This window comes from Mesorhizobium sp., assembly GCF_004962245.1.
GTDB lineage: Bacteria > Pseudomonadota > Alphaproteobacteria > Rhizobiales > Rhizobiaceae > Mesorhizobium.
Genome location: NZ_SUHQ01000073.1, coordinates 1 through 5,366 on the forward strand (window position 1 = coordinate 1; position 5,366 = coordinate 5,366).

The 5,366-nt window shown below is 61.6% G+C and carries 5 protein-coding genes and 2 pseudogenes; 4 read left to right on the plus strand and 3 right to left on the minus strand.

What is annotated here, in order from left to right:
• Positions 1–319 precede the first annotated feature (319 nt).
• A pseudogene (locus E5X88_RS33200) lies at positions 320–471 on the minus strand (transposase); the annotation flags it as partial.
• 8 nt (positions 472–479) lie between these two features.
• Here E5X88_RS33200 and E5X88_RS33205 point away from each other — a divergent pair.
• From E5X88_RS33205 to E5X88_RS33220, 4 genes and pseudogenes are all read left to right on the plus strand, one after another.
• The gene (locus tag E5X88_RS33205) at positions 480–851 is read left to right on the plus strand and encodes a methyltransferase domain-containing protein (RefSeq protein ID WP_292168476.1); all 372 of its coding nucleotides are present in this window, start codon (positions 480–482) and stop codon (positions 849–851) included.
• 265 nt (positions 852–1,116) lie between these two features.
• Entirely contained in the window at positions 1,117–1,440 is a 324-nt protein-coding gene (locus tag E5X88_RS33210) for a type II toxin-antitoxin system Phd/YefM family antitoxin (protein ID WP_292168481.1), read from the plus strand.
• Positions 1,427–1,856: pseudogene (locus E5X88_RS33215) on the plus strand (plasmid maintenance toxin (PemK-like)). Before E5X88_RS33210 ends, E5X88_RS33215 begins: the two are co-directional and overlap by 14 nt.
• A gap of 660 nt (positions 1,857–2,516) precedes the next feature.
• Positions 2,517–2,711, plus strand: a complete 195-nt coding sequence (locus E5X88_RS33220) for a hypothetical protein (protein WP_292168477.1) — start codon at positions 2,517–2,519, stop codon at positions 2,709–2,711.
• Between the two features lie 110 nt (positions 2,712–2,821).
• On the opposite strand, the gene E5X88_RS33225 is transcribed toward E5X88_RS33220, so the two are convergent.
• Positions 2,822–4,777, minus strand: a complete 1,956-nt coding sequence (locus E5X88_RS33225) for a hypothetical protein (protein WP_292168479.1) — start codon at positions 4,775–4,777, stop codon at positions 2,822–2,824.
• Positions 4,778–5,063: 286 nt separating this feature from the next.
• The gene (locus tag E5X88_RS33230) at positions 5,064–5,225 is read right to left on the minus strand and encodes a hypothetical protein (protein ID WP_366664832.1); all 162 of its coding nucleotides are present in this window, start codon (positions 5,223–5,225) and stop codon (positions 5,064–5,066) included.
• Positions 5,226–5,366: the final 141 nt, after the last annotated feature.

Below are 5,366 nucleotides of genomic sequence, written 5' to 3' on the forward strand. Positions count from 1 at the left end.
ACCCATCAGCCGCCTCGGCTTCGATCGGGACAACCTGCTGAGGCACCACAGCTAGTACATCCGCCCTGGTTGATCCTGGATAGCCCAAAACTTACGAAGCATCATGCACAGCTAGCCATATTGGCCGTCGTATCGATTTGCGCCTTGTCACTGTTCATCAGCCTCCTGAGGAAGCGATCCCTCAGGCTTAGCCAAAGCGAGACCATTGTTCGTCATCTTGCCCATCGTGACCTGCTGACTGGTCTTCCCAACCAAGCAAAGTTCAACGACCGTCTCGGGGCGAGTGTTTCAAGGCTCATGTAGCGCGCGCTACGGCTCACTCGTCGTTGGTCTCCAGCAACAGCGCGCGACCAATCGGACGATGGCCTCGTCATTGGGAAAGATGCCGATGACGTCGACTCGCCGCTTGATCTCGCGGTTGACGCGTTCAAATGAATTGGTGCTGGCGATCTGCGCCCAGTGCTCGCGCGGGGAAGGTCATGCAAGCGAGCACGTTCCGGCAGTGGGGACCCGTTCTCGCCAACCAGACGCAAATCCAAAGAGGCGAACGGGTGATCTACGTAACCTGCGGCACGGGTGTGTTGGCGCTTGCAGAACTCGAGCGGGTCGGACCACAGGGCGAGGTCATCGGGCTCGACGCAAACCCCGACATGCTCGGCGTGGCTCGCTGCAAGAGCGATCGCACCGACTGGCGAGAAGGGCGCGCCGAGGAACTCCCGTTTCCCAATGGAAGCTTGGACGCGGCGATCAGCCAGTTCGGCCTGATGCTCTTCGAGGACCTTTGTCGCCGTCCTGCGGGAAATGACGCGCGTGCTCGAACCCGGTGGTCGGCTGGTCGTTGCGGTCTGTGACGCGCTCAACCGCTCGCCAGGCTATGCCGCGCTCGCGAATCTCTTGCAGCGTTGTCGTCGGTCAAAACCCCGGCCAGAATCGCGACGATCGAACGATAGCACGGAATCGAGGGCGTCGAGGGCTTCGGTCTGCCACGCGACGAGTTCAGCATTCTGGGTCTTGGCAAGCTGCCCGGTCATTTTGGCCCGTTTCCATGTGGCTGGCGTCCGACACTTGCGGAAAGACCGGAAAGCCCGGATATTTCGGAACAAAGGGGTCCTGCCGATGACCACCACTGTCACCGCCGCCGCCGTCTCGAAAAATTTTGGCGCTTATCAGGATGCCGCGGTCCGCGATCCGGTCATCATCACCAAGAACGGCCGCCCGCGCACCGTGCTGTTGGCCTACGAGGATTTTGTCCGGCTGTCGAAGCGCGACCGCCGGGTCGAGCTGACAACAGAACTCAGCGCGGACGAGATCACCGCGGTCGAAGCCACCGAAATGGAGCCGGGTCTTGACCATCTCAACGACGAGCTCTCTGAGTCAAAACCCTCGGGGTCAAAACTCTCCGGGGCAAAAGGCCTGACGGCAAAAAATGCTGCCGGCTGAAATCAAGGTCGGCCACGTCTTCCGTTATTCCTATCTCTGGTATTGGCAACACCGCGAGGGCCGCGAAGAAGGCGACAAGGACAGGCCCTGCTTGGTGCTGGCGCTGGTCGCTATGCAGGAGGATGGCTCGCCGGTCGTCCGGGTCCTGCCGATCACCCATACGCCGCCGTCCGATCCCGCTCATGCCATCGAGATTCCGACTGCGTCAAGCTGCGCTTGCGGCTTGACGGTGAGCGGTCGTGGATCGTTTTGACGGAAAGCAACCGGTTCGCCTGGCCTGGCCCCGACATCCGGCCGCTGGACACGGAGAGCGGCTATTACGGGCCGCTGCCGCCGCGTTGTTTGCCGCGGTCAAGCGCCGGTTTGTCGCCATCGCGACAGGCCAGGCACACACGAGCATGTCGCGCACGGCGTGACGGCGGCTGTGACTTTGCGCGGTGTCCAGCGCCCCTTGGCCGCCGAGGCATCAGTGCCGATAAGAGGTCATTATCGATGGTGAGACAGCAGAGAAAATCCCCTGCAGGTCAACCTACCACGCCCTTGATACGCCGGAGTCATCCTCTAGTTACCGGTGGCGCCTTGGTCGTAAGTTTGCCGGGACGGCGGCAGTTGGGCCGTTCTGACTGCACGTTGCGGAAAGACGGTTGACCGACGCACTTATGGAGATTGTCGTGCGTCAATCCTGTGGATCCAGCTGGGCATATTTCGCATTCGCTTGCTCGATCGCGGTTGCTTGCGCAGGATCTGCAGCCGGCGCCCAGCGCGGCGGAGGGCATGACGCTGGCGGCCAACACGGCGGAGGCCATGGCGCTGATAGCGATCGCGGCGAAGGCCGAAAGGGCGGCTCTCAAAAAGGAGCCGGCGCCAATCCCAGCCCTTCCAGCAGTAGTTCGTCGGTGGAGGACGACGGGACCAGCACTACGGCCGGCGCTGCCGTAGGGGCCGGACAGTCGCTCGGCCTCCCTCCCGCGCTCCAGTCTGCTGGCGACAGCAGTAGTTCATCGGCGGTCAGTCCAATCAGAGCGCTGCCGGGCGTCCCGGACGAAGTCGTTCGCGCCTGCCGCGATGCAATCGAGATGGCTGCCGCCCCCTTTGGCGCGGCAAGTGTGCGCGTCAGCAGCGCAGGTTTCCCACGTCAGGTGAACCCCGATATGATCTCGGCTCCCATTAAGGTCAGCATCGACTACGTACGGCAAGGCAATGTGGAGACGCGGCAGGCGCCGATCAAATGCGAATTGAACGCCAACGGCATCGTCATTGGGCTGACATAGAGCGTCGCGCAGAACTCCTCGCCGGCAAGAGCAGGATGGATTCGAATGGGGTCGTCACCCTCTTAAAGAGCCTGGGCCTTCAACGGGGGACTGCGCAGTCGTTTCGGAAATCACTTCAACGTCGCGTATTTTGGCCTTAGGGAATAGGGAAGCGCGATAGAACGCGCCCGGGCAATCCCAGACGGGTTGCGAAGCTTGCTGGATGCCTTCTTCTGGCTGACAGCCTTCAACCGGCCGGTAGCGGCTGCCGCGCGGCCAGAACGCGGCTTCAGCGGCCGCTCAATCTGCGCGTTGCGACGCTCAGCCCTGAGCCTGTCATTGTCCGCGCGCGCGGCGGCCAGGTCGCGGGCTAGAGAAACAGTGGCTTCACGTTGCTTGTCCAGAGCCTCCTTCAACCTGGCGACCTGTGCCAAAAGTGCTCGGGCGGCGTCGGTCTCGAGGCGTGCTATATCGAGAACCTCACGGGTCGAGATTGCTGCAGCACGTTCTCGTGCCAAAGCCTGCGCTATCTCGGTTGCAGTTTGCTCGGCACGCTCTTTCGCTGAGACTGCTCTGGCGCGCTCCCGTTCAGCCGCGTCGCGCTCGAGGCGAGCTTTTTTCAGCTCGTCACGAGTCGACACTGCCGCAGCGCGTTCTCGCGCCTGCGCCCGCTGCGTCTCGGCTGTCGTCTGCTCCACTCGTTCTCTCGCTTTGACTGCACCGGTCCGTTCCTGCTCAGCCGCGTCTGCGCGCTCCACGAGCGCGGCATAGGACAGGTTCATTTCGGCGAGATCGTCACGAAGGTCCTCTGACTTCCGGCGCTCGTCGTCGAGCATTCCGTTCGCTTGCGCCAGCGAACCCTTGGCCTTGGTGCGATGCTCGGCAGCCTCGGCCTCAAGCTGTTCAATTTGCGTCCGTGCTCGCGATAGGTCACGCGTCAGCCGTTCGGCTCGCTCACGCTCCAGATGAGCAGCGGGCATCTCCGTGAGGACATAGCTGGTGGCTTCGCGCAGCAGCTTGGGGGCATCTCCCGCAATGCGCTGCAATGCGTCAAGCGTGCGGGCTGCCGCGAGCTCGTTGCGCAATCGCTCCTCGCGTGCGTTGTCGGCGACTGTCGCGCTTGTCCTCAACGCGTCGATCTGCTCATGCGACTCGAAGGGCGCTCCCTGCAGAGCGGCGCTCCTGGCGCGCTCGCCTTCCGCCGCCCGGTGCTCCTGGCCGGCCAATTCCCTCGCAGCTGCCTGAGCACCGGCTGCCCCCCATTTGGCCCGAGAAGCCGTGATATCAGGGCTGAGCAATTCGCTACTCATGTGCTCGTCACCGTGGGTGGGTCTACGCATGTCTAATGCAGCATTCGCCGGAATCGCGAAGGGTCGTGAAGGGTCCGGATAGGCCTGACCTTGAGCCAGCGAAATGGCGGGGGCGCTGTCGACCCAGTTTTGTCTCGGCATCGCATAGCCAAGCGGCGCCGCCAAACAGATTGCGACGCCGAAGCGGGACACAAGACCGATCGGCCTGCGAACGCGAGGAGGTGAGGCCGTCGCGATGGTCAGGTCGGAATCCTGAGCTGTGACCTTCAAAGCGCCACGCGCAGGATTGGCCAACTGAGCAACTTTGCGCGGGTAAGCCGTATGACGCAACTGGTCATCGATCTCTCTGATCAACGCCGCAACACGGCCGGATTGCGGTATGTCCGTCGCGGATGCGAAAGCGTTGGGTTCGGCAACCAACGAGCTCTCGCAAGGTTCGGAAATTACGTCGAAATACTCGATTCTCACCCCGAACCGAAGGTACTTGGCATGCTGAGGCTGAACGTCCAGGTCTGCCGTGTCTAAGGACACGGCAGCCTGAGAAGAAGCTGGCTCGGTTGCAAAGTCGATCGGGCTTTGCCAATCCCAAGAGGAGTCCTCGGGGGGATCAGATATGCCTTCGCTGAGGTCGGCATCTGGTTTCATGTGACGCCGTTGGACAGCGACCAGGATACGCCTGAGCACAAGACAGACGCCTACCGATGCAAGTGTTGCTATCCCGCCCAGGACGGCGAGATCTGCGTTGTTTGCATAAATTTCGGCAAGGTGATTTGGCATTGCCGCGCCTGTGCGTTTTGGTGTCTGTCCTCAAGCTCGTGAAGCGGTGTTTGGTCCCTTACCTTGGTGCTGGCTAACGCCGTTGGTCGCCCTCGAAGCTGTCAGTTGCTTCGAGGTCCCTCCAGTGCACGAATTGTTGTTGCATGGCGCAGCGCCGGCCGCGTGCTAATCGACCGTGGTCGCCGATGCTCTGCCGCTCTTGACGACGGCGAAGTTGCACTGCGGGCATTGGGAAAGTCAGACCAACTGGGAGAGAGGGACATTGCAGCGCTTCGCATTCTAGAGGTTAGTCCAGCGTCTCGACGATGAAGGATGCGGCAATCAAATCGTCGGCATCGATTCTGCCCTTGCCGTCCTCCATGACGGCTGCAACCTTTCGAAAGGTCTCCAGTTCACTCTCAGTAATCCGGGCTCCGCGCATCCTCTCGTTGAGGTCCGTCACGCGCATTCGGAGCGCCTGGGACGCTCCAATCTCACGGTTCGACATGGTGATCACTTTCTTCCTTGCTTGGCACCCGCCGCACCTTTCGGCAGGGCGGGCTGTCCTCCCAGTTGCTTTAGGTCATTCAATGATTTTGATGATCTTGCG